The following is a 23,801-nucleotide window of genomic DNA, read 5'->3' as shown; positions in this document are numbered from 1 at the left end:
AAGCTCTATGGGAGCCCAGATTAGGGTTTACCGACAGAAGATTGCTTCGACGTCGTCCATGAAGAAGATCTTCAAGGCGATGGAGATGATCGCGACCTCCCGCATTAACAAGGCTCGTAACGCTGCTCAGGCAGCTGGCCCTTACGCGAACGCTCTGACCCGCGTGGTGACTGCGGTTGCGACCCAGAAGGGTATTCAGCACCCGCTGATTTACAAGCCGCACGAGTTTGGCACCTACGAACACCGCCGCTCCGCAATCCTGGTCGTCACCAGTGACCGCGGTCTGGCCGGCTCGTACTCCTCCGCCATCCTGCGTCGTACCGAATCTCTGATTGAGAGGCTGCGCTCGAACGGCCAGGAGGTACAGCTGTACCTGGTTGGCCGTAAGGCAAAGGCTTACTTCGAGTTCCGTGAGCGCCCCTATGCCCGTGCGTGGGAGGGCCACACCGATGCACCTCGCGTCGAAACCGCCGTCGAGATCCGTGACGCGCTGCTCGAAGCCTACGATCTGCCCTTCGAAGAGGGCGGCGTGGACGAACTGCACATCGTGTACACCGAATTCAAGTCGATGGTTGTTCAGGAACCCAAGATCCTGCGCCTGCTGCCCATCCACGTGGGCGAGGCAAAGGCACTGGGCGAGGAAATCGTTCCCGATCAGGAACTGACCAAGGCTGAGTACGAGCAGGCGGCATCCTTCGAGTTCGAGCCCTCCGCTGAGGAAGTGCTCAACGCGCTGTTGCCGCGCTACATTGCATCGCGTATCTTCTCCTGCCTCCTGCAGGCAGCAGCAAGTGAGCTGGCATCCCGCCAGCGCGCAATGAAGACCGCGGGCGACAACGCCGAGACGCTGATTACCAAGTACACCCGTTTGATGAACAACGCACGTCAGGCGGAAATTACTCAGGAGCTCTCCGAAATCGTGGGCGGCGCAGACGCCCTCGGCTCCTAGTATCGGTACGCCAACGAAGCCATCAACTGTCCAAACTTTCTAAGTAAGTGAGAAATATGACTGCCACCTACAACGATTCGGTCTCCGCACCGACTCAGGGCGCAACGGGTCGTATTGCCCGCGTCATCGGCCCCGTGGTCGACGTCGAGTTCCCCGCCGGTCAGGTCCCCGAGATTTACAACGCTCTGACTACCGAGCTGACCCTCGACGGCCGCACCCGCACCATCACCTTCGAGACCGCTCAGCACCTGGGCGACTCGATTGTTCGCGCCATCTCCCTGCAGCAGACCGACGGCCTGGTCCGCGGTCAGGCTGTGGTCGACACCGGCGCACCGATTTCCGTTCCCGTCGGTGACGGCGTGAAGGGTCACCTCTTCAACGTGCTCGGTGACGCCCTCGACGTGCCGAACTCCGAGATTAAGGCTGACACCTACTGGCCGATCCACCGTGCCGCTCCCGGCTTCGCAGAGCTGGAAGGCTCCACCGAAATGCTGGAGACCGGCATCAAGTCCATCGACCTTCTGACCCCCTACATCAAGGGCGGTAAGATCGGTCTGTTCGGTGGTGCAGGCGTGGGTAAGACCGTGCTGATCCAGGAAATGATTACCCGTGTGGCTCGTAACTTCGGTGGTACCTCCGTGTTCACCGGTGTGGGCGAGCGTACCCGTGAGGGTAACGACCTGTGGGTCGAAATGGAAGAGGCAGGCGTTCTGAAGGACACCGCCCTCGTGTTCGGCCAGATGGATGAGCCCCCGGGAACCCGTCTGCGCGTGGCGCTGACCGGTCTGACCATGGCGGAGTACTTCCGCGATGTGAAGAATCAGGACGTGCTGCTCTTCATCGACAACATCTTCCGTTTCACTCAGGCAGGTTCTGAGGTTTCCACCCTGCTGGGCCGTATGCCCTCCGCAGTGGGTTACCAGCCGAACCTTGCCGACGAAATGGGTCTGCTGCAGGAGCGCATCACCTCGACCCGCGGTCACTCCATCACCTCCATGCAGGCAATTTACGTGCCTGCGGATGACTACACCGACCCGGCGCCGGCAACCACCTTCGCGCACCTGGATGCGACCACCGAGCTCTCTCGTGAAATCGCATCGCGCGGTCTGTACCCGGCAATTGACCCGCTGTCCTCCACCTCCCGAATTCTGGACCCCCAGTACATCGGTCAGGAGCACTACGACACCGCAATTCGCGTGAAGGCTATTCTGCAGGAAAACAAGGAACTGCAGGACATCATCGCAATTCTGGGTGTGGACGAGCTCTCCGAGGAGCAGAAGATTGTCGTGGCTCGCGCACGTCGTATCGAGCAGTTCCTCTCCCAGAACACCTACACTGCAAAGCAGTTCACCGGTGTCGAGGGTTCGACCGTGCCGCTGAAGGACACCATCGAGTCCTTCCAGATGATCTGCAACGGCGATGTGGACCACATCCCCGAGCAGGCCTTCTACAACATTGGTGGTATGGACGACGTCATGCGCCGCTACGAGGAAATCAAGGCACAGACTGGAGCTAAGTAATCATGGCTCTGAAGGTTGAAGTTGTTTCCCGCGAGCGCACGGTGTGGACCGGTGAGGCGAACTACGTTCGTGCACGTTCCGTCGACGGTGAGCTCGGTATTCTGCCGGGCATGATCCCCACCTGCGCGCTGCTGGCACAGGACGGCGAGCTGCTCATCGAACCTGTTGAGGGCGAAACCATTAAGACCACCCTCAACGCTGGTTTCTTGACCGTCTCGAACGATCACGTGACCATCGCCGCCAAGCACGCACGGGTCTAGGTCCCGCCTGGACTCGGTGATATAGCAATCGCCGGTGCCTCACCCCCTACGGGGTGAGGCACCGGCGATTACTGTATCCGGGCTACGTGGTGTGCGCAGAAAGAGGGGCGCTTCCCAAAGCACAGGAAGCACCCCTATGAGTTGTCTAGAGCCGCTTAGAACAGGCGGTCCGCGCTGTCGTCCACGCCGCGCATGGCGTCGTAGTCCAGGCTCACGCAGCGGATGCCGCGGTCCTCGGCCAAGGTGCGGGCCTGCGGTTTGATGGTCTGAGCGGCGAATACGCCCTGCACAGGCGCTAGCAGCGGGTCACGGTTGAGCAGCTCCAGGTAGCGGGTGAGCTGCTCCACGCCGTCGATATCGCCCACACGCTTGAGCTCGACCGCCACGGAGACGCCGTGCGCATCCTTGGCCATGATGTCGACCGGGCCGATTGGGGTGGGAAATTCGCGGCGCACAAGGGAGTAGCCCTCGCCCAGGGTGTGGATCTGCTCGGCGAGCAGGCGCTGCAGGTCGGCCTCCACGCCGTCCTTGATGAGGCCCGGGTCCACGCCCAGGTCGGTGGAGTGCTCGTGCTCGATGCTGTAGATGCGAATGAGCAGACGGTCGTCGCTCTTGGCGGCCTGCACCGTCCAAAGCTGCTGAACGTCGGGCTCCAGGTCCTCACGGATGCTCTGCGGAACGTCCTCACGCTCAGCCACCAGTAGGGAACAGGGAGGGCTCATCCAGTTCAGGGGCTTGTAGGAGCCGCCGTCGGAGTGAATGAGAACCGAGCCGTCGTTCTTCACCATGAGCAGGCGAGTGGCGCGAGGAAGGTGGGCGCGCAAGCGGCCCTCGTAATCAACGGAACATTCAGCAATGACAATACGCATCCGTCCACTCTAGCAGGTATCCGCAGCCTCGGGGGAGAGGGCAGGAGCGGGCGCGGTAGAATAGGGCTCATGGCACGTAAGAATCACCCCGGTAAGCGAGCGTCCGGTACCACCAGCGATAAGTGGCACCGTAGCGCACCCGCGGGACGGGACATCAGCAGGATTCTTGACCCCGCGCCCCGCCTGGAGAGCGACCGCTTCGGCGATTGGCTCGTGCAGTACATTCCGGCGGTGAACGCCCGTAAAACCTACACATGCCCCGAATGTTACCGCCCGATTCCGCCGGGAACCGCGCATCTGGTGGTGTGGCAGGAGAGCCACACGCTGGGACGTTCGAGGGCCATCGACGAGCGCCGGCACTGGCACCAGCACTGCTGGAGGACCCGCCGCAAATAGCCGCGGCAGAGCATCGCGTCGGATAATCCGGCACCCCGACGCTAGAAACTCCAACGTTAGAAGAATGACAGACGCGCACGCGCGTACATCTCAAGAGTGAAGGAACCCCATGAGCACCGCAGAGGTTACCCGCGAGCAGGAATTCGATCCCGCCCGCTACGTCTTCAGCACCCCCGCAGAACCCACCCCCATTAAGGCACGCACCGTGCTACCGGCACGCCGCGAGAACTTCGTCGTGACCACCGCCGACGGCAAGCGCCTGGTCGGCGAGCTGGCCCTGCCCGAGGGCGAAATCAAGGCAACCCTGGTGACCTTCCACCCGCTGCCCACCCACGGCGGCTACATGGACTCCCACGTGTACAAGAAGGCATCATTCCGTCTGCCGGCCCTGGCGAACATTGCGGTGCTACGCTTCAACACGCGCGGCACCTCCTCGATTCGCGGCACCAGCGAGGGCGTCTTTGACGGCGGCTTCGCCGAGAAGAAGGACTTCGACGCAATCCTGAAGTTTGTGCGCGAGCGCGCCCTGCCGAACCCCTGGCTGGTCGGCTGGTCCTTCGGCACCGAGCTGGTGCTCAAGTACGGCCCCGAATACGCCGGCGAGTTCACCGGCGCTATTCTGCTTTCCCCGCCGTTGCACCGTGTGCACCCGGCTGAGCTGGACGAGTGGAACAAGATCTCGAACCCGCTGTACGCGCTGGTCCCCGAGCACGACGACTACCTGCAACCTCCCGCGGCCCGCGAGCGCTTCGCCGCCGTGCCTCGCACTCACGTGATTCCCTTCGAGGGCTGCAAGCACCTGTGGGTGGGCGAGAAGTCGGTGCAGCAGGTGCTCAACACCGTGGTGAGCATCGTGACCGGCACCGAAACCGAGCTGCCCACCGAATACAGCGGCCCGGTGGCAGAAGAAATTACCGAGCTCTAAACGCTCAGCACAGAAACGTAAAGGCGGCGGCTTTGGATGGAGAATCCAAAGCCGCCGCCTTCGTATCTATACGAGATAGTTGCCCGCAGGAAGAAGAACGAGCGCGTAGAGAACCTACAGCTGTTTACAGCTGGAGGTGACTACAGCTGGGAGGTGACTATAACTGGTCTTGGCGAGGAATGAACACCTCACGCACCAGAATCAGCATGGAAGCCGCCGTCGGAATAGCAATCAGTGCGCCCAGCACGCCCCAGAGCGCGCCACCGGCAGCCACCGAAATAATCGCAACACCGGCAGGGACCGACACAGCGCGAGCCATAATACGCGGAGAAATCAGGTACGCCTCCACCTGCAAGTACAGGAAGTACGCCACCGCAAACCACAGCGCCATGCTCCAGCCCTGGGTCAGCAGAATCAGCGAGGTCAGAATCAGCGCCACCACGCCGCCAACCAGCGGGATGAACGCCAGAATTAGGATGACGATGGCCATCAACTGGGGGAAGCTGAACCCCAGGAAGAGCATGGTGAAGAATGCGAAAAGGGCGTTGCAGATGGCCACCATAGCCTGGCCCATCACGTAGTTACCCACCGAGTCGGTGATCTTATCGGTGATGTACTTGACGCGGGCGCGCTTGGAACCCGGCGCCAGACGCACACCCCAGGCCTTGATGGTGTTCATCGAGGTGAGGAAGTACAGGGACAGGAACAGAACAATAATTACGCCGGTCACGCTCTGCGCCAGGGTAGAACCGGCAGACAACAGGCTCGACATAAAGCTATTGACCTGCGAGGAAGAGAACGTTGACTCCAGGAACTTGGGGACGTTCTCATTCACCCAGCTGCTGATGTTAAAGCGCTGATCGAGCTCGTGGTACCAATCAGAATCGATAGTGTTTTGGTAAATATTCGGGGCATACTGCACAAACTTGGAGGCCTGCTCGCTAATAATCGGGCCGATGCTCATCACCAGGGCGGCAACGGCACCGGCAAAACCGGCGAGAACCACGATCACACCGATGTTGCGCTTAATGCCCCAAGCCTCCAGGCGACGCACAATCGGGTCCAGACCCAGCGCAATGAAAATAGCGCCGGTCACCCAGCCCACCAGGGCACCCACGTTATTGAAGATGTAGTAGGCCAGCAGGGCCAGACCCACACCGACGGTCATGAGGAAGCCGAACGCGACGGGGTTGTGCATCATGGAGGTCTTGCCGTTACCGAGGACCTTCGGCGGCGGGGGAGTATCGCTACCGGCCGCCGACACCACGGGTAGGGTGTCGGTCGGGGGCATGGATGCGCGTCGACGGTTGGAGCGCACCTGGCTGATGCTCTCGGTCAGATCGGTAAGGGTACCCGTCAGCTGATCGGCGAGGGATTCCTTCTTGTGGTGTTCCTCGGAGTGCTGGTCCCCGCCATCGCCGGAGGGGTGCTTCTGATTGCTCATACGGGTCCTTTTCAAGGGAATCGGAGGTTCGTGCGTTGCGACGTCGCGTATGTCTGCGGCGTTTCTCTACTGTGCCATTCTACCGGCTCACGGCCGTGAGGGTTGTGCCCATCGCGACAGGGCCGACTCGCGAGAGTTCGGTTGCACCGGCCGCGCCCCCCGCCGGTTCGGATGTGCTGAGAGCTAAGGGGCTGGAGTTATCGCCCCCCGGGCGAGCCGAAACGGAGATAATGGAGGGGAGGGCCGCAGCAGATTGGGCCACCGCGCGAGAACGCCCGGGCTCAAAGCCGTCGTGAACGACGTGCGCGCGGCACGAGAAGTTGAATGTCGGGAAACGCCGAACAACGTGAACGGAAGGAACGCAGGATGAGCATTATCTTTGACCCGGCAGACCGCGGGCAGAACAACGCCGCACGGGGTGGGGCGCAGGCTGCGCCGGCCGAGGCGAACATCCCCGCCTCGGTGCGCAACGCCGTGGAGCTGAACCCCACCTCCGGCACGCAGGGGTCCGCGGCATCCTCGGGCAATCAACCCGATGCCCCCGCCGCCCCCACCTGGCGCTACGACGTGAACACCCCCGAGGAGTTCCAGAAGTTCGTGCAGCTCTCCAGCCAGGGCGCCGTAATCTTCGCGCTCTACGCGCCCCATTCACCGTCCTCCCTGCAGATGCTTGAGGGCGTGCAGAAGCTTGTGGACTCCGCCGCCGGATCCATGATTTGCGCCGCCGTGGACATCACCAAACTGCCCGAGGCCGCGCAGGCCTTCGGCATGAGCGGCGTACCCGCCGGCGTGGCCGTGCTGGGTGGGCGACCCGCCCCGATCTACACCGGCCCGGTCAGTGCCGAGGACCTGGCCGATGTGCTCTCGCAGGTTCTGCAGCTCGCCGCCCAGTACCAGCTTCCCGGCGGTTTTGATCCCGCCGTCCCCGAGGATGAAAAGCCCCTGCCGCCCCTGCACGCTGAGGCCGTGGCCGCCCTGGATCGCGGCGACCTGCCCGCCGCCCGGGAGGCCTACCGCAAGGCCATCGCCGAGAATCCCGGCGATAAGGAGGCGAAACTCGGCCTCGAGCAGGTGGAGCTGCTGGCCCGCGTGAAGGACCTGGATTTGGCCACCGAACGCGCCGCCGCCGCATCTGACCCGCTGAATATTGAGGCGGCCTTTAACGTGGCCGACCTGGACCTGGTGGGCGGCCACGTGGAGGATGCCTACAACCGCCTGCTGCGCCTGTTCAGCGCGGTTGGCCCCGACGATAAGAAGCGCGTGCGCGAGCGCCTCGTGCAGCTCTTCGACGTGGTCGGCGCCTCGGACCCGCGCACGGTGAAGGCGCGTGCCGCGCTGACCATGGCGCTGTTCTAAAGAGGCTCCCCGGCGCGGCCGGGGCAACCTCCGGGGGGACCCATCGGAGAATCGTACGGAATGGTGTGCAATAGGCGGGCCGCCGCCTCGTCGACCTGTAGTGTCGGCGGGACGACGGCCCGTTTGCGTGCGTAACGCACCGGCAGGGTAGGGTACGGCATCTTCGTCTTTGGGATGCTCTGCGGATAGCCTCTCTGCGAATGGCTCCAAACGCTCGAGATGCGGACAAAAGACATTTTTTGAGCATCTTTCAGAAAAAGGTATTTTGGCTAATGGGGGGGTGATAGGGTGAGAGTGTGACCCGTTACTCTCACGCGTAAGGAACCAACGATGCCCCAGGATCCGGTGAACACCCCGCCCCACGACCCGCAGCACGGAACGCCGCAGAACGGTGCAGCGCAGAGCCCAGCTCAGCCTACCCCGGTTCAACCTAGCTCAGCTCAACCCGAACAGCCGGTAGCCCAGCAACCCGAACAAGCCGCCTACGCTCAGCCGGCCTACGCTCAGCCGGGTCAGCAACCCCCGCAGTTCCAGCCGGCCCCCGCGCAACTTCCCGTGGTGCCTCCCCAAGCACCGTCGCAGACCGGAGCCGCCGTCGAGATTCGGGGACTCGCTAAGCTCTTCGACGACAAGGTCGCGGTGGATCGCATTAACCTGACGATTCCCTCCGGCTCGTTCTACGGGCTGGTCGGCCGCAACGGCGCGGGTAAAACCACGACCATTTCCATGGTTACCGGCATGCTTCAGCCTACCGAGGGTACCGCGCTGATTCGCGGTATTGACATGTGGGCCGACCCGCTCAAGGCTAAGGCGCACCTGGGTGTGCTGCCCGACGGCGTGCACCTCTTCGACAAACTTACCGGCGAGCAGCTCATCACCTACTCCGGCTACCTGCACGGAATCGATAAGGAAACCGTTGCCTCCCGCGTCAAGGACCTGCTGGCCGCCATGGACCTGACCGACGCGGCCGGTCGCGCCGTCGCCGACTATTCCGCCGGTATGACCAAGAAGATTGCGCTCGCCGCGGCGCTCATCCACGCGCCCTCCGTGCTGATCCTGGATGAGCCCTTCGAGGCGGTCGACCCGGTTTCCGCGGCCAATATTCAGGACATCCTGCGCGGCTTTGTCGCATCCGGCGGCACCGTCGTCATCTCCTCACACGTCATGGACCTCGTGCAGCGCCTGTGCGATCATGTGGCGATTATGGACTCGGGCCGAATCCTTGCCGCCGGAACCGTCGACGAAGTACGTGCCGGCACGAGCCTTGAAGAACGATTCGTGCAGCTGGTTGGTGGCCGCACCTCCTCGGAAGGATTGTCATGGTTGGGCACCTCGTCTCACTAAAGTGGAAGTACGTGCAGGCCTCCTTCCGCCGTAGCGTCTGGGCGGTTATCGGTCTGGTCATCGCCGCCGTCTTCGCGGTCATCCTGCTGGCTGGTCTCGCCGTCGGGTACCTGGCGGCGGCCTTTGAGGCGCCCGAAACCGGTCCGCTCATCGCGCTACTGGCCGGCTCGGTGCTCGCCATCGGCTGGGCCATCGTCCCCATCTTCTTCAGCGGTCTGGACGGCACCCTGGACGAGAGCCGATTCGTGCTCTTTCCCATCGAGCCCGCCACTCTGCAGAAGGGACAGTTCCTCGGCGGGTTCGTGGGCATCCCCGGCGTTGCCTCCGTGCTAGCCGTGCTCCTGGGCCTCATCGCGTACGGTTCCCAGCCGCTCCTGCTGATCGTGTACCTGGTTTGCGCGGTACTGGGCCTGGCCAACCTCATGGTGTGGGCACGCCTGGCCAACCGCCTGGGCATCATGCTGAGCGCAAACCCGCGCGTCGCCAACGTGCTGATGATTGTGGCTGCGGTGCTCATGATGAGCATGGGCTTTATCTCCGGCGGTACCGCAACCTACCTGATGAGGCACTGGGATGCGCTGCTCCCGTTCCTGCCGTGGCTGGGCGTGACTCCCTTCGGCGCGGCCTACGCCGTACCCTACTGGCTCGCGGCGGGTAACGTTCCCGCGGCCCTCGGATGCCTGGTGCTGACCCTCGGCTACCTGGCCGGCGGCTGGTGGCTGTGGGGTAAGAACCTCGCGCGCTCCATGGCGAACGTTGGCGGTAGCGCCCACCACGCGAGCGCAGCCGAAGTCGCCGCGGGCGACCTGGGTCTGTTCGCTCGGTTCCCCGCAACCCCGCGCGGCGCGGTGGCGGCCCGCACCCTACACTCGCTGCTCAAGGACAACCGCCTGCAGATGCTGACGGTTACCACGGTCATGATGTACCTGCTCCTGGCGGTTGGCTTTCCCCTCTTCATGTCGGCCACGGGCGGGAGCATCCATGGGGAGATTGGCTTCGGCCCCAACCCCGAGCAGGCTACACAAGTCGTCAATAGCGGCGTGATGCAGCTCTTCGGATTCTGGATCTACTTCTGCACCGTCTTCACCGGCTACTACATGTGCTTCCTCGTTTCCTACGACAACACGGCCTTTAGCCTGCACGTGCTCTCCCCGCTGCGAGGTATCGATGACCGAATCGGTCGCCTGTGGGGCTACAGTATTCTCGTTGCTCCGATTGTGGTGCTGATGGTGCTGGTGGCCTCTGCGGTGAACGGGCACCTGGAACTCTTCCCCATCGTGCTGATGCACCAGCTGGGCGTGTTCGCGGCGGCGGCAGGCATGGGCTGCGTGCTGGATACCTTCATCACCCCGCCCGTGGCGCCTCCCGGTGCTAACCCGTTCAAGAACCCGAAGAATAACGAGGGCATGGGCAAGCAGCTGCTCCTCATGCTCTCCATGGCCGTGGTGATGCTCAGCGCCCTGCCCGGTGGCATCTCCGTGATCGTGTACGTTTTCCTCACGCAGAACCTGCTGACGCTGGTCATCGGAGGCGTACTGCAGCTGATGATCGGCGCGGGCCTGCTGGTCGGAGGCGTCGTCTGGGGCGGCCGCCGTTTCGACCGGATGAGCCCCCGCATGCTGGAACGCGTGGCGCGATTCAGCGTGAACTAGCGCCCGGCAGCTGACGCCGTGCTGGTTCGCCGCGCGTCCCTCACGGCGCCCGGCGCAGAGCCCGCGGCCCGCAATCGTCACGGTTGCGGGCCGCGGGTTTGCTATGAGCCACTAGAATGGAGAGAGGCATGCACGAGCTAGGAGCCGCGGGGTGACCGCGCTCGCAAGAACTTAAAACACCAAGGAGAGAAGAATGAGCTCTATTGAAGGTATTGAAGATCCGTTCGGCCCCGGAACGGCCGGCGGCACGGCACTGCTGGAGCGCGAGGAAACCCAGCTATCCGAGCCGGGCGACCACGAGCGTTTCTCCCACTACGTGCGCAAGGAGAAGATTCTAGAGTCGGCGCTGACCGGTGAGCCGGTGCGTGCGCTCTGCGGCAAAATGTGGGTACCCGGCCGCGACCCGCAGAAGTTCCCTGTCTGCCCGCAGTGCAAGGAGATTTACGAGGGCCTGGCACCCGGCAACGACGGCGATAACGGCTCCGGCGAATAATACAACCAGATAATACGACTCAGACAATACACCTGGGTAAACCCGAGTGAATACATCTGAATAACACGCCTCAGCAGTAAAGCTCAGCGGCAAAACACCCCATGAGACTTTGCTGACGAGCACCAAATTCTTGCACCACAGCCCGGCCCAACCCGCGGCGGTGGTGCTAGAATTTAACCTCGCTGTGCCCGGAAACCGGTTTTATAACAGGCTCAGAACGGGCCGGCAGAGGCAGACGAGGAAGAAGGAGAGAATGAGCGCAGCACCAGAGGAACCCACGCTATTTGACAGCATGGTGAAGCCGAAGCTCTCCCCGGCATACCCCGACCGCGCCCCCTGGGGCACCTCGGTGCACCTGCGAGCCTGGCAGGCCGAGGCCATGCAGAAGTACTTCGAAAAGAACCCCCGCGACTTCATGGCCGTGGCAACCCCCGGCGCGGGTAAAACCACCTTCGCGCTCACCCTCGCCAAGGAACTCTTCAACCGCGGCACGGTGCGCCAGCTCATCGTTGTCGCGCCGACCGACCACCTGAAGAAGCAGTGGGCGGATGCCGCCGCGAAGGTCGGTATTCCGATTGACCCGAACTTTAAGAACGCGGACGTGACCATCAGCCGCCACTACAAGGGCGTGGCGCTGACCTACGCGCAGGTGGCGAATAAGCCGCAGCTGCACGCGCGCAACACCGAGGCGACGAAAACCCTCGTTATTTTTGACGAGATTCACCACGCCGGAGACTCCCTCTCCTGGGGCGACGGCCTGCGCGAGGCCTTCGACGACGCGACCCGCCGCGTGGCGCTGACCGGCACCCCGTTCCGTTCCGATACCTCCCCGATTCCGTTCGTCACTTACGAGGTCGACAACGACGGTATCCGCCGCTCCAAGGCGGACTACTCCTACGGCTACGGCCCGGCGCTCAAGGATCACGTGGTGCGCCCGGTCATCTTCATGGCGTACTCGGGTCAGATGCGTTGGCGCACCTCCGCGGGCGAAGAAATGGCGGCAAACCTGGGCGAGGGCTTCACCAAGGACATCACCTCCCAGGCATGGCGCACCGCCCTGGACCCCAACGGCGAATGGATTCCGACCGTGCTCGCCGCCGCCGACAAGCGCCTAACCGAGGTGCGCCGCACCGTGCCCGACGCCGGCGCGCTCGTCATCGCCACCGACCACGCGGACGCCAAAGCCTACGCCGAACAGCTGCAGAAGATTACCGGCGAATATCCCACCGTGATCCTCTCTGACGACCGCGAGGCCTCCGCCAAGATCGACGAGTTCCGCGAGGGCACGCAGCGCTGGATGGTCGCCGTGCGCATGGTGTCCGAAGGCGTGGATGTGCCCCGCCTCGCCGTGGGCGTGTACGCCACCAGCACCAGCACCCCGCTGTTCTTTGCGCAGGCTATCGGTCGTTTCGTGCGTGCCCGCAAGCGCGGCGAAACCGCCTCCGTGTTCCTGCCCTCGGTGCCGCAGCTGATGATGCTGGCCAACGATATGGAGGTCGAGCGCGACCACGCCCTCGACCGCGGCGCACCCCAGGAAATCGACCCCATGGTCGAGGGTCTGGACGACCACCTGCTCGAAGAAGCGAACCGCGAGGAACGCGCCTCCGAGCAGCTGGCCCGCGGTAAGTTTGAGGCGCTCGGCTCCGAGGCATCCTTCCACGGCGTGCTGTTCGACGGCGCCGAGTTCGCCTCCGGCAACCTCGCCGTGGGCAGCGAGGAGGAGCAGGACTTCCTGGGTATTCCGGGTCTGCTGGACGCCGAGCAGGTGGGCACGCTGTTGCGCGCGCATCAGCGTGAGCACGCGGCTCGTCGCCCGGCAACCGCGGTGCCTTCGGTGGTGGATCATCGTCAGCTGAAGGCGCTGCGCAATAAGTTGGCGAAGAACGTGGCGGCGTGGTCGATTCGTTCGGGCAAGCCGCACGGCGTGATTCACAATGAGCTGCGTAAGATTTGTGGCGGCCCGGCGGTGGCGCAGGCATCTGCTGAGCAGATTCAGGCGCGTCTCGATAAGCTGTCGGACTGGTTCGTTGGCCGACGCTAGAACATAGGTAGAACGTATAGAGAAGCCCCGCGAGTGTATGCGCTCGCGGGGCTTTGCGTGCATAAAATGCAGAAATGTTGGGTCTGAGGCGCCATAATCATGGCAGCGCGGAGATGGAACGTGTAGCCTAGTGGGGGTAAGTTCTTTAGAAAACACGGCATGGTCGCCGATTATAGGGAACTTTCCAATGATGCGCGGCATATAGGTCTATGCTGAGTCATCAAAACTTTAAGAAACACCATGCAACTAACCCCCGGATGACGCGCGCCCGAATAGTGTGCACTGGGACGGTTGCACCAACCATTGAAGGACAGTGATGTCTCATATTTCTCGCCGTAAGGTCGTGAAGGGTGTCGCCTGGGCGACCCCTGTGATTGCGGCTTCTTCAGTAGTGCCGGCCTTCGCTTCTTCTGTGGACTGTACTTTTGCAGAGAACGCATATGCCTCCGCACGGGGTATGAGCAATTATGAACGCGTTGAACAAGAATTTACTATTCCAGCAGGCACCCATAAGCTACGTTTTGAACTGACCGGTGGCGCAGGCGGAAGATACGAGAAGGGCCTGGATGGAGGATCCGGTGCCAAGGTCAGCGGAATCGTTGAAGTGAAACCCAATCAGACCGTCAAAATTATTGCTGGCGGCGGTGGTAGTTTTGCTCCTGAGTTCTACAAAGTCGGTGACGGATACCGAACCGCTCCGGTAGAGGGCGGATACGGGTTCGGCGACGGAGGCTCGACTCCTGAGGTGAGAATCCCTAACGATGTTATGGATAAAGTATATGAGCGCTGGGTCTGGGCTCACCAATGGTCTTACGGACCCAATCCTTTGCCTATGGAAGAAGTCTACGGATGCTCGGGCGGTGGCTCATCGGCACTACTGATTGATGGTGAAGTCATTGCCGTTGCCGGTGGTGGCGGTGGCGTATCAATTGTCGGAAAACCATACACCGCAGAACCTAATCATCGCCATTTCCCCGGCATTGTGGATGTCCGCATGACCGGTCCGGAGCACCCGACCCACGCGCCCGTATATAGCGCTGCTGGTGTTGCTAGTGGAGCTCGTGGTGGTGACGCCACCGAAGGCCACGAATACTATGCTCAGGATTTGAGCCTTGAACTGACTGTTGAAGGCGGTAAAGGTGGCGGCGGAGGCATTGGTGGTGCTGGCGGCGCTAAGCCGACCGTGATGACCGGTACTCCCAACAGCATCTTTAGCTTTGATAGTCAGAATAATCAGGTGCTTTATAGCTCCTCGGCAGCAGGCAATCCCGGCACTAACGGCCTGAATGGCAAAGGTGGCGACGGAGTAATGTCTGTGAGCTACCAGCTGGATAATAATAAAGCAGAGTTTCGGCAGGATGACGTCGAGGTTCTTGAATTCCCCGATGGAACCCGAGAAGAAATCGGCTACTACGGAGTAGCGCCCTTCTTTAACGGTGCGCAGATTATCGTCTCCGGTGGTGGCGGCGGCGGTTACGGTGGCGGTGGCTCGGGAGCTGCGCTCTCGCAGTCATCTATCACGATTGCTCAGAAGTGGAATAACAATCCGAAGGGCATTCGCCAGAGCATCAGCTATGTGCAGTTGGCAGGCTCTGGTGGTGCGGGTGGTTCCTACCTGGCACCGCAGGTGATGGAGGGGGAGATTTCTAACTCCAATAACGTCACTTCCAGCGAGGCATTCAGCGGAGCAACGTACTCTCATAATGGTATCGTGAAGGTATTCCTTTGCCAGACCGGAAAGTAATTTGATATTGCTTAATCGCATGTTGAACTAGCTACTACCGGTATCAGCTCTTGGCTTGAAGCCCCGCGAGTGTGTATGCGCTCGCGGGGCTTTTGCGTGCCCGTAATATTTGTTCGCGTAGACGCAATAGGGCGGGCATCCCGAGTACTCTCGGGGTGCCCGCCCTATCGTTGTGCGAGTTGCGTTGAGGCTAGAGGACCTCTACGACCTCCACGCCGTCGGCTTCCAGTGCCTCGGCGGTTTCGTCGAGCTTATCCTCGTGCACCGGCGCGGTCAAATCAATCAGAACGCGGGTCTCGTAGCCGGCGTCGACCGCATCGCGCGCGGTGGCCGACACGCAGTAATCGGTGGCGATACCGACAACATCAACGTACTCGATACCGCGCTCATCCAGCCACTCCGACAGGGGAGTCTGCGGGCCGTCCTCGGAAGCGTCTGCGCCCGGCTCGTGCTCGCCGGTGGCCACCTCGTCCTCGGGGGCCAGCAGACCCTCGAAACCCGAGTATGCGGCCTCGTAGCGGCCCTTACGGAAGTACGCCTCAATGTAGTCGGTGTCCAGGTTCTCGTGAATCTGCGCACCCTTGCTCTTGGCCACGCAGTGCACGGGCCAGGAGTCCACGAAGTCAGGGGTGTCGGAGAAGTGCGAACCCGGATCGATGTGCCAATCCTGGGTGGCCACGATTGCGTCGTAGCGGTGGTGGTTGTTCTCCACGAACTCGCTAATGAGCGAAGCCACCTCGGCGCCGCGAGCGGTCGCCAGGGAACCGCCCTCGCAGAAGTCGTTCTGCACGTCCACAATAATCAATGCCTTAGACATAGCCGTCCTTATCAAGCCGTTCCTATACGGTCACGGGTAGAAGTATGGCGCGCCGCCCCGCGTGATTGCGCCGGATGCACCCCGTCCTTGAGGGGTATCGCGGCGGCTCGCGGGGCGGGCACCGTGGGGGAGTTTTAGATGAATTCGGTCGGGATAACCGGCTCGCCCTCGGAGAGGCGACGAGCGGCCTCGGGCAACTCGGCCAGGGACGCGGCGTGGCGGGCGGTTGCGCGGCGCACGCCCTCCTCGCCGGTGAAGCCGGGCAACAGCTCGCCCTCGCGAACGAAGTCCACGAGCAGGGGGCGGGTGTCCTCGTGCAGGGCCGGGTCTTCGTGGGTTCCCAGAACCTCGGCCGTTGCGATGCCCATGCTGTTCAGGCGGCGGGCAGCGAGCTTGGCGCCACCCACCGAGGCCTTGCCGGCCGAGGCCTTCGCGACCGGCTGCATCTCGCCCGCGGAGTTCTCGCGGGCCACGACCTTGTACACCATGGAGGAGGTCGGCGCGCCCGAACCGGTCACCAGGCGGGTACCCACGCCGTAGGAGTCCACGGGGGCGGCGGCCAGCGAGGCGATGGCGTATTCGTCCAGGTCGCTGGTCACGGTGATCTTCGTATTGGTGTTACCCAGCGAATCGAGCAGTTCGCGCACGTGGGCGGCGGTGGTGACCAGGTCACCCGAGTCCAGGCGAACGCCGCCGAGCTCCTCGCCGGCCAGTTCCACGCCCAGGCGCACGGCGTTGTCCACGTCGTAGGTGTCGACCAGCAGGGTCGTGCGGGCGCCGAGGGAACGCAGCTGCGCTTCGAAGGCTTCGCGCTCGTTGTCGTGTAGCAGGGTGAAGGCGTGGGCGCTGGTGCCGATGGTGTGCAGGCCGTAGGAGCGGCCCGCCTCCAGGTTGGAGGTGCCGGCGAAGCCAGCGATGACGGCGGCGCGGGCAGCGGAGACGGCGGCGCGCTCGTGGGCGCGGCGCGAACCCATTTCGAGGCAGGGGCGGTTGCCGGCGGCGGCGGTCATGCGCGAGGCGGCGCTGGCCACGGCGGAGTCAAAGTTCAGGATGGACAGCAGGTAGGTTTCGAGGATGCACGCCTCGGCGAAGGTGGACTCGATCTGCATGACGGGGGAGTGGGGGAAGAACGCCTCACCCTCGGCGTAGCCGCGGATGTTGCCGCTGAAGCGGAAGGACTCCAGGAAGGAGAGGGTCTCCTTGTTGACGACGTTGCGGGAGGAGAGGAACGAGAGCTCTTCGTCGGTGAAGCGGAACTCGGAGAGTCCCTCGAGGAAGCGGCCGGTGCCGGCGAGCACGCCGTAGCGGCGGCCCGCGGGAAGTCGGCGGGTGAAGACCTCGAAGGTGCACTTGCGCTGGGCGGCTCCGGAGGCGAGAGCTGCCTGAAGCATGGTCAGCTCGTAGTGATCGGTGAGAAGTGAAGTAGTAGTCATGTGTCCAATTGTAGAGGGGGGAGCGGGCGTTTTTCTTGTTGTGACGGCGTGTCAATCACTACATAAAGTACTATTGACTATAAGTAGTGTAGTATGAAAAAGTACAGGCACTCTGCCCGCCGCCCGGCGCGTCCGGCCGTATAATCGAAAGAGATTCGGCCCCCGCACACACCGGCCGCGAGCCGCCGCCACGCTGCACGAAGTGGCGAGGCTCGGTTCCCAACAGCCCGGCCCCACGAACTCCGGAATCCATCAGACCGGACCCCGAAGGACCCCCATGAATAACGCAGCTGTGACTCTCTCCAGCGGAACCCTCACCGAAGGCGACACCGACCTGACGACCGAGCTCGAGAACATCCTCGCCGCTGATACCCCCTGGAACGTCATCGTCTGGAACGACCCCGTCAACCTCATGACCTACGTGGCCTACGTCTTCCGCAGCCACTTCGGCTACTCCCGCGCCCGCGCCGAGGAGCTCATGCTGCAGGTGCACCACAACGGCAAGGCCATCGTCTTCACCGGGCCCCGCGAGGACGCCGAAAAGCACACCCAGGCCATGCACGCCTGGGGTCTGCTGGCCACCTTCGAGAAAGTGGAGAACTAATGGCACGCCCCTTCCGACGCACCCCCGGCGGCTACACCGCACGCTTTGAACAGCCCGAGCGCGAGCTCATCCGAGAACTCGCCGAGGACGTGCGCGCCCTGCTACGACCCTCCGACACCGCCGCCGACGGCAGTACCGTCGACCCGCTCGAGGCGCTGGTCGGCATCACCGAGAACCCCACGATTCCCGAGGATAGCGCCGTGGCTCGCCTGCTCCCCGTCGCCAGCAGCGACGAGGAAAGCGCGGCCGAGTACCGTCGCTACACCGAACGCGATTTGCGCGAAACCAAGCGTGCCAACCTGGCGATGCTCGCCTTCGACATTGAGTCGAGCGACCTGCGCCTGAACGAGGAGCACGCCCGCGCCTGGGCCGCTGCCCTCGGCGATATTCGCCTGGTGCTCGCCGACCGCCTGCAGATTACCGATGAAGAACGCGCCGACGAGATCGGCACCATCACCGACGCCTCGCAGGTCACCAACAATGAGGAGTACATGGCGATGGTGTACAACTTCATCTCGTGGGTGCAGGATTCGCTCATGCTTGCGATGATTGAGGGCCTGGACGAAGAGGAGTAGAGGCCTCTTCTCGGTTCATAAGGTGCACGCGCGCGCAGTAATATTGCCCGTCGACGTGCGATAGAACACCGCCCACTGAACGGATTTTTCGTTTGCCCCCTCGCACCGCCGTCACAGACCGTCTCATAATGGTGGTTCTGGACTCATCTAACCCCCTCCCGGGAAGAAACCACCCCGAACGCGGGTTAGCATAGAACGAGGAAACGACCGATACCGAAGTGTAGGTGACCCATGAGTGACAGCATCGACGCAACCAATCCCTACCGTGCCCGCACCCCCTGGGGAAGCCCCGAACCCGTAGCCCCCACCGCCGCGGCACCCATCGGCGTCTTCGACTCCGGCGTAGGCGGCCTTACCGTGGCCCGCGCCATCATGGATCAGCTGCCCCACGAACGCATCATCTACGTCGGCGACACCGCGCACGGCCCCTACGGCCCCCTCAAAATCGCAGAGGTGCGCGCCAACGCACTGCGCATCATGGACGAGCTCGTCGACTCCGGCGTGAAGATGCTCGTCATCGCCTGCAACACCGCATCCGCCGCCGTGCTGCGCGACGCCCGCGAACGTTACACCCGCCAGTACGGCATCCCCGTCATCGAGGTGATTCAGCCCGCCGCCCGCCGCGCGCTTGCCGCGACCCGCAACCGCAAGATCGGCGTGATTGCGACGGAGGCGACCGTCACCTCCCGCGCCTACGAGGACACCTTCGCGATTACCCCCAACCTTCAGGTGTACTCGGTGGCCTGCCCGCGCTTCGTGGAGTTTGTGGAGAAGGGCATTACCTCCGGCCCCGAACTGCTGGAGACCGCTCGCCAGTACCTGCAGCCGCTCAAGGATGCAGGGGTCGACACGCTCGTGCTCGGATGCACCCACTACCCGTTGCTGGCCGGCGTGATTTCCTACATCATGGGCGAGGACGTCACCCTTGTTTCCTCCGCGGATGAGACCGCCAAGGATGTATACCGCGAACTGCTCAACCACGCCATCGAGAGCCCGGTTCCCGAGGAGCACCCGCACCACGAGTTCCTCGCTACCGGCGAATCTGAGACGTTCTCGCAGCTGGCGCGCCGCTTCCTCGGCCCCGAGGTCACGAACGTACGTCACACCAAATCCGTGGCCGAGCGTTTCCCGACCGGCTCCTTTGCCACCATCACCCCCGAGATGCTGGCCGCACACCGCAACATCACCCTGGACGAAGACGTCGCCGAGGCCGAAGAGGCCGCGGCGACGCAGGAAGGTCCCGCATGCGCCTAACGATTATCGGTTGTACCGGTTCCTTCCCCGGCCCCGTCTCGCCGGCCAGCTGCTACATGCTCACCGCGACCGACTTCGCCGGCCGCACCTGGCGCGTCATCGTGGATATGGGCAACGGCTCCCTCGGCATGTTGCAGCGCCATATCGACCTGAGCGATATCGACGCGATTCTCATCTCGCACCTGCACCCGGACCATTGCATCGACCTGTCCGGTCTGCACGTGGCCGTCAAGTGGGATCCGCGCGGCTGGCCCAAGGGACGTATTCCGCTCTACGGCCCGGCCGCCATTAACGAGTACCTTTCGGCGACCCACGGCCTGGACCCCGATCCGGGCATGAGCACCGAGTTCGAGTACCACACCTGGACCGAGGGCGAGCCCGTGCAGATTGGCCCGTTCCGCGTGGAACCCTTCCGCGTGGTGCACCCCTCGAAGGATCCCTACGCCCTGCGCATCACCTGCAACGACCGCGAGGGCCACACGATTTTCGCCTACTCGGGTGATACCGACCTGTGCGAGGGCCTGGTTAAGGCCGCGCGCGGCGCCGACCTGTTCCTGTGCGAGGCCGCCTACCAGGAGGGTCGCGACGACGCCCTGCGCGGTATCCACCTGACCGGCAAGCGCGCCGGACAGGCCGCCCAGGAGGCGGGCGTACGCAACCTGCTGCTGACCCACCTGCCCGTATGGAACGACCCTGACATCGCCCGCGCCGAGGCACGTAGCGCCTTCTCCGGTCCCGTGGGTGTTGCCGAAATGGCCGCGAGCTACCGCATCTACCCGCGCCCCACGCCGGCGCATCCGGTGACCTCCACGCTGAACGTGGTGGAGGTGCTGGACCCGCCGCTCAAGACCGCCATTGCCCTCCCTAAACCCTAGCTGGACTAGCGCAAACCACATTCAACCCGACCAGGTTATAAGCACAACAGACCGACCGACCCAAGGAGAACCCATGACTGTGACCCGCGACGACGGCCGCGCCCTCAACGAACTGCGCCCCATCACCATTACCCGCGGCTGGTCCCGCAACGCCGAGGGTTCCGCCCTCATCGAGTTCGGAAACACCCGCGTGCTGTGCACCGCATCCTTCACCGAGGGCGTGCCGCGCTGGCTCAAGGGCGAGGGCAAGGGCTGGGTGACCGCCGAGTACGCCATGCTGCCGCGCGCAACCAACACCCGTTCTTCGCGCGAGTCGCTGAAGGGCCGCGTGGGTGGTCGCACCCACGAGATTTCTCGCCTGATTGGTCGCTCCCTGCGTGCGGTCATCAACATGGATGAGCTGGGCGAGAACACCATCGTGCTCGACTGTGACGTGCTGCAGGCTGACGGCGGTACCCGCACCGCCTCGATTACCGGCGCGTACGTGGCCCTGGCCGACGCTATCGCCTGGGCGAAGGAGCAGAAGATTATCTCCGCCAAGGCGAACCCGCTGATTGATTCGGTGTCCGCGATTTCGGTGGGCATCATCGACGGTACCCCCATGCTTGACCTGCCCTACACCGAGGACGTGCGCGCAGAGACCGACATGAACGTGGTCGTCACCGGTAGCGGCAAGTTCGTGGAGGTTCAGGGCACCGCCGAGGGCGCCCCCTTCGACCGCGACGAGCTCAACAGCCTGCTCGACCTGGCCCTGGAGGGCACCGCAGAGCTGGCCCAGATTCAGCGCGAGGCCCTGAAAAACGACTAACCCGCACGGCGCCCCACCCCGCACCGTGTGCACCTGTTGCAAAGGAGAAACCATGGCAGAAGCAAAGATTGTTCTGGCAAGCCACAACAAGGGCAAGCTCAAGGAGCTACGCGAGATTCTGCGCGGCCACATCGACGGCCTGGACGTTGACACCCAGGTCGTGGATGCAGCCAGCGTGAACGCACCCGATGTTCCTGAGACCGGTGTGACCTTCGCTGAGAACTCCCTGCTCAAGGCTCGCGCGGTCGCCCGGGCAACCGGTCTGATTGCTATTGCCGACGACTCGGGCCTGTCCGTGGACGTGCTCGGCGGCGCTCCCGGCATCTTCTCGGCCCGCTGGGCCGGCCGCCACGGCGATGACACCGCGAACCTGAACCTGCTGCTGGCTCAGCTGAGCGATATCGCTCCGGAGCACCGCAGCGCGAAGTTCTGCTGCGCCGCATCGGTGGCCTCCCCGGACGGCTTCGAGGCGGTTGAATACGGCGAGCTACCCGGCGAGCTGCTGACCGCACCGGCGGGGGAGGGCGGCTTCGGCTACGACCCGATTCTGCGCCCCGTGGAGCTCAACGGCGAGAACGCCCTCTACGAGGGTAAGTACGCCGGCCAGTCCTGCGCGCAGATTCCCGCCGAGATCAAGAACTCGATTAGCCACCGCGCGCGTGCTTTTGAGGCGCTGATTCCGCAGATTGCTGCGGCTCTGGCCTAAAACCGTCACCGGGGCGTTACAGCTTGTTTGCTGTGCCTGATATCTGTCGGGTATCTGCCTGGCGGAGGGGCGAGTGGGATTTATTCGTACACCGCGGCCAAAATCCCCCATACGAATACCACTTAAAGGCACAATAGGTAAAGAAGCTTTACCTCAGGGTTAGTGACACCAAAGAGACTCGTCTGCTGAAGGTACCTTCGGCAGACGAGTTTTGTTGTTGAAAAGCACTTCAACGGAGCATCTGCCTGATGTCTGCTGCCACCGACCCCGGTAGAAAAACCTGCCGCGAAAGAGAACGCACCGATGTTCATCCTTCTCTTGCTGATGGCGCTGATGCTTGCCGTCGCCCTCTGGTCCTACTCCTACGTGTGGCGCGGCCTCAACCGCCGTGTTATCGCCGCCGTCAAGGTGGTCGACCCCATGATTACGCTCGGCCCGTACGCCATGGTGGCCTGGGCGGGGTTGATGGGCATCATCGCCACGAATATGTGGGCGACCGGTACCCTCCAGCTGGTGCTGAGCGTGGTGTTGTGGGTGATTGTTGCCGGTACTCTCGGCTGGGCTGGTTTTTGGCTCCTCATGCACTGCCTGGGCGGCCAAACCCCCGGCAAGCGCCCCATGTGGTGGCGTGAGGCGGTTGCCGCGAAGTTCGCCTGGCGTAACCTGTCCCGTATGCCCGCCTACCTGGGCGCTCGCACCAGCATCTTGCCGGTGGAGAACCCGCACCTGACCAAGCCGTACTCGGGCTCGTGGACTCGCCCGCTCGGTGCGACCATGCCCGGGTACAGCTCCAACGGTGAGTTTATTGAGGGCTTTGACGAGTTCGGTCGCAAGATGCCGCGCCTCTACCCGGTGGGCCCCGAGCCGACTATTTTTGAGATGGCGCGCTGGGGTAAGTCGGTGAGCTCCGATCAACTGCTGACGACCTTCCTGCCGACTGCGCCGTTTGAGCGTCTGCGTCTGCCCGGCACCATTACCGGCCCCTTCACCTTTGCGGGGGAGGTGCCGCACGGTGCGGTGACGAAGTGGCCTCGCCGTAGCGGTGCGAACCGCGCCTTCGGCTCCTACGCTCGTTTGGGCGAAATCACCGAACGTAAGGTTGAGCTGCTGGTCGACCACCGCATCATTGCGGCACTGCAGACCACCCGCGAAAGCTACGAACGCCGACACAGCTGGATGCTCGCCTTCACCGATATCACGCCCGGGGACTTCGTTATCGACGCCAATGAACAGGGCAAGCTGCGCATCACCTTCGGCACCGCCACCGAGGGGTACGAAACCCCCTGGGTCTTCACGAGCACCCTGGAGGACAGCCCCCGCCTGCGCCGCAAGATTCGCCGCGCCATGCGCGAACGTCGCGTGCTCAAGCAGAGCAGCGGCGAGCTGATGGACTGGTACTTCGTGCCGAAGCTCAGCGAGTTCCCCCACGGCCCGGTCACCAATGAGCTTCCCGAAGAGTTCTACTTCAAGTCCAATATCATGGTCACGAACCGTCACGAGAGCTCCTCGAAGGCCACGGGTGAGGCACACTAGCGGGGTGAACGTGGGAACCACGCACGGCACCATCGGTGACCGTCCTGACCACCCTTTTCCCCAAGCCACGCTAGAATAGAGTTCCGAACGTTGAACGCTCTGCGGGGCACGACACGCGTCGTGCCCCGCATCCGTTCTGCCTAGTAGCACGTGAGCCGGGCCCTCACTCCGCCCTGCGTGCGGCGCGCGTTCACCACCGCAGA

Annotated in this window: 22 protein-coding genes; 18 read left to right on the top strand and 4 right to left on the bottom strand. The window is 63.1% G+C overall.

Features of this window, described 5'->3' with window-relative positions:
* The first annotated feature begins 7 nt into the window (after window positions 1-7).
* Genes ADJ95_RS06280 through ADJ95_RS06270 form a run of 3 tightly spaced genes read left to right on the top strand, consistent with a single transcriptional unit; the run spans window position 8 to window position 2,729 of the window.
* On the top strand, window positions 8-949 hold the full coding sequence (locus tag ADJ95_RS06280) for a F0F1 ATP synthase subunit gamma (protein ID WP_049333662.1): 942 nt from the start codon (window positions 8-10) through the stop codon (window positions 947-949).
* Window positions 950-1,005: 56 nt separating this feature from the next.
* Window positions 1,006-2,469: a F0F1 ATP synthase subunit beta gene (gene atpD / locus ADJ95_RS06275; protein WP_049333659.1), complete on the top strand. Its 1,464-nt coding sequence runs from the start codon at window positions 1,006-1,008 to the stop codon at window positions 2,467-2,469.
* 2 nt (window positions 2,470-2,471) lie between these two features.
* Window positions 2,472-2,729 carry an ATP synthase F0F1 subunit epsilon gene (locus tag ADJ95_RS06270; protein ID WP_049333657.1) on the top strand — a complete coding sequence of 86 codons (258 nt, stop codon included), beginning with the start codon at window positions 2,472-2,474 and terminating at the stop codon, window positions 2,727-2,729.
* Between the two features lie 155 nt (window positions 2,730-2,884).
* On the opposite strand, the gene nucS is transcribed toward ADJ95_RS06270, so the two are convergent.
* Window positions 2,885-3,598, bottom strand: coding sequence for an endonuclease NucS (nucS, locus tag ADJ95_RS06265; protein WP_049333656.1), 714 nt, complete (start codon window positions 3,596-3,598; stop codon window positions 2,885-2,887).
* Between the two features lie 69 nt (window positions 3,599-3,667).
* Between nucS and ADJ95_RS06260 the strand changes: the two genes are divergently transcribed.
* Together ADJ95_RS06260 and ADJ95_RS06255 are read left to right on the top strand one after the other, a co-directional pair.
* Entirely contained in the window at window positions 3,668-3,994 is a 327-nt protein-coding gene (locus ADJ95_RS06260; RefSeq protein ID WP_049333654.1) for a hypothetical protein, read from the top strand.
* Between the two features lie 109 nt (window positions 3,995-4,103).
* Entirely contained in the window at window positions 4,104-4,919 is an 816-nt protein-coding gene (locus tag ADJ95_RS06255) for an alpha/beta hydrolase (RefSeq protein ID WP_049333652.1), read from the top strand.
* A 157-nt stretch (window positions 4,920-5,076) separates the two neighbouring features.
* On the opposite strand, the gene ADJ95_RS06250 is transcribed toward ADJ95_RS06255, so the two are convergent.
* Window positions 5,077-6,363, bottom strand: coding sequence for an AI-2E family transporter (locus ADJ95_RS06250; protein ID WP_049333650.1), 1,287 nt, complete (start codon window positions 6,361-6,363; stop codon window positions 5,077-5,079).
* 366 nt (window positions 6,364-6,729) lie between these two features.
* Here ADJ95_RS06250 and ADJ95_RS06245 point away from each other — a divergent pair, with 366 nt between their 5' ends.
* The 6 genes from ADJ95_RS06245 (at window position 6,730) to ADJ95_RS06220 (ending at window position 14,993) form a co-directional block, all read left to right on the top strand.
* Window positions 6,730-7,719, top strand: a complete 990-nt coding sequence (locus ADJ95_RS06245; protein ID WP_049333648.1) for a co-chaperone YbbN — start codon at window positions 6,730-6,732, stop codon at window positions 7,717-7,719.
* Between the two features lie 330 nt (window positions 7,720-8,049).
* Window positions 8,050-9,063, top strand: a complete 1,014-nt coding sequence (locus tag ADJ95_RS06240) for an ABC transporter ATP-binding protein (protein ID WP_239662806.1) — start codon at window positions 8,050-8,052, stop codon at window positions 9,061-9,063.
* Window positions 9,039-10,715 (top strand): hypothetical protein, encoded by a 1,677-nt coding sequence (locus ADJ95_RS06235; RefSeq protein ID WP_049333645.1) that lies wholly within the window; start codon window positions 9,039-9,041, stop codon window positions 10,713-10,715. The genes ADJ95_RS06240 and ADJ95_RS06235 overlap by 25 nt, the downstream gene beginning before the upstream one ends.
* 193 nt (window positions 10,716-10,908) lie before the next feature.
* Window positions 10,909-11,208 (top strand): DUF3039 domain-containing protein, encoded by a 300-nt coding sequence (locus ADJ95_RS06230; protein WP_005506434.1) that lies wholly within the window; start codon window positions 10,909-10,911, stop codon window positions 11,206-11,208.
* A 253-nt stretch (window positions 11,209-11,461) separates the two neighbouring features.
* Window positions 11,462-13,249 carry a DEAD/DEAH box helicase gene (locus tag ADJ95_RS06225; protein ID WP_049333643.1) on the top strand — a complete coding sequence of 596 codons (1,788 nt, stop codon included), beginning with the start codon at window positions 11,462-11,464 and terminating at the stop codon, window positions 13,247-13,249.
* Between the two features lie 316 nt (window positions 13,250-13,565).
* Entirely contained in the window at window positions 13,566-14,993 is a 1,428-nt protein-coding gene (locus ADJ95_RS06220; protein ID WP_152691718.1) for a transcriptional initiation protein Tat, read from the top strand.
* Between the two features lie 190 nt (window positions 14,994-15,183).
* On the opposite strand, the gene ADJ95_RS06215 is transcribed toward ADJ95_RS06220, so the two are convergent.
* Together ADJ95_RS06215 and ADJ95_RS06210 are read right to left on the bottom strand one after the other, a co-directional pair.
* Window positions 15,184-15,810, bottom strand: coding sequence for an isochorismatase family protein (locus ADJ95_RS06215; protein WP_049333640.1), 627 nt, complete (start codon window positions 15,808-15,810; stop codon window positions 15,184-15,186).
* A gap of 134 nt (window positions 15,811-15,944) precedes the next feature.
* Window positions 15,945-17,243, bottom strand: a complete 1,299-nt coding sequence (locus ADJ95_RS06210; RefSeq protein ID WP_049333638.1) for a nicotinate phosphoribosyltransferase — start codon at window positions 17,241-17,243, stop codon at window positions 15,945-15,947.
* Between the two features lie 277 nt (window positions 17,244-17,520).
* Between ADJ95_RS06210 and clpS the strand changes: the two genes are divergently transcribed.
* The 7 genes from clpS (at window position 17,521) to ADJ95_RS06175 (ending at window position 23,598) form a co-directional block, all read left to right on the top strand.
* Window positions 17,521-17,847, top strand: coding sequence for an ATP-dependent Clp protease adapter ClpS (clpS, locus tag ADJ95_RS06205; RefSeq protein WP_049333636.1), 327 nt, complete (start codon window positions 17,521-17,523; stop codon window positions 17,845-17,847).
* A complete protein-coding gene (locus ADJ95_RS06200) occupies window positions 17,847-18,422 on the top strand; it encodes a DUF2017 domain-containing protein (RefSeq protein WP_049333633.1) in 576 nt (191 codons plus the stop codon). The genes clpS and ADJ95_RS06200 overlap by 1 nt, the downstream gene beginning before the upstream one ends.
* A gap of 231 nt (window positions 18,423-18,653) precedes the next feature.
* On the top strand, window positions 18,654-19,676 hold the full coding sequence (gene murI / locus ADJ95_RS06195; RefSeq protein ID WP_049333631.1) for a glutamate racemase: 1,023 nt from the start codon (window positions 18,654-18,656) through the stop codon (window positions 19,674-19,676).
* Window positions 19,667-20,551 carry an MBL fold metallo-hydrolase gene (locus ADJ95_RS06190; RefSeq protein ID WP_049333630.1) on the top strand — a complete coding sequence of 295 codons (885 nt, stop codon included), beginning with the start codon at window positions 19,667-19,669 and terminating at the stop codon, window positions 20,549-20,551. The genes murI and ADJ95_RS06190 overlap by 10 nt, the downstream gene beginning before the upstream one ends.
* A 73-nt stretch (window positions 20,552-20,624) precedes the next feature.
* Complete coding sequence (gene rph / locus ADJ95_RS06185) at window positions 20,625-21,359, top strand: ribonuclease PH (protein ID WP_049333628.1); 735 nt, start codon at window positions 20,625-20,627, stop codon at window positions 21,357-21,359.
* Window positions 21,360-21,411: 52 nt separating this feature from the next.
* Complete coding sequence (locus tag ADJ95_RS06180; protein WP_049333626.1) at window positions 21,412-22,065, top strand: non-canonical purine NTP pyrophosphatase; 654 nt, start codon at window positions 21,412-21,414, stop codon at window positions 22,063-22,065.
* A gap of 303 nt (window positions 22,066-22,368) precedes the next feature.
* A complete protein-coding gene (locus ADJ95_RS06175) occupies window positions 22,369-23,598 on the top strand; it encodes a peptidase E (protein WP_049333624.1) in 1,230 nt (409 codons plus the stop codon).
* The last annotated feature ends 203 nt before the right edge of the window (window positions 23,599-23,801 follow it).

Source organism: Rothia mucilaginosa (genome assembly GCF_001061665.1).
In the GTDB taxonomy this organism is placed as follows: Bacteria; Actinomycetota; Actinomycetes; order Actinomycetales; family Micrococcaceae; genus Rothia; species Rothia mucilaginosa_A.
This window is presented reverse-complemented; position numbering and strand designations above follow the sequence as displayed.